This window comes from Cellulomonas sp. P4_A2 (genome assembly GCF_056402515.1).
Window position 1 is genome coordinate 1 of sequence record NZ_JBFUHG010000099.1, and the last position, 473, is coordinate 473.

1 protein-coding gene is annotated in these 473 nt (G+C 67.0%); it reads right to left on the reverse strand.

What is annotated here, in order from left to right; genetic code table 11:
* Positions 1-473: PQQ-dependent sugar dehydrogenase (locus AC1DUE_RS20275; RefSeq protein WP_477041204.1), on the reverse strand; the 473-nt coding region annotated here is incomplete at both ends.

The following is a 473-nucleotide window of genomic DNA, read 5'->3' on the forward strand; positions in this document are numbered from 1 at the left end:
CAGCCGTGGTTGCCCGCCTTGGTGATCGCGGCGAACGTGTCGTACTTCGCCGGACCCCACGTGGTGATAGGCGCGCCCGCGTCGGGGCCGACCCAGCCCGCGTACAGGGTGTCGGTGGTTTTGTCGACGGAGATCCGGGCCGGGTTGCGTACGCCCATCACATAGATCTCGCCGCGGGTCTTGCCGCCGCCCTCGTCCGGCTCCTTGCCGGTGAAGAGATTGCCCTCGGGCAGGGTGTACGTGCCGTCGTCCTCGGGGTGGATCCGCAGGATCTTCCCGTTGAGGTTGTTCGTGTTGCCCGCGGTGCGCCGGGCATCGGCGAACGACACGCCCTTGTAGTTCGGCGCCGGGTTGTTGCCGGAGTAACCGTCGCTGAATCCGGATGAGTTGTTGTCACCGGTCGCGATGTACAGGTTGCCCTTGGAGTCCCAGGCCATCCCGCCGCCCGCGTGGCAGCAGCTGTGGATCTGGAC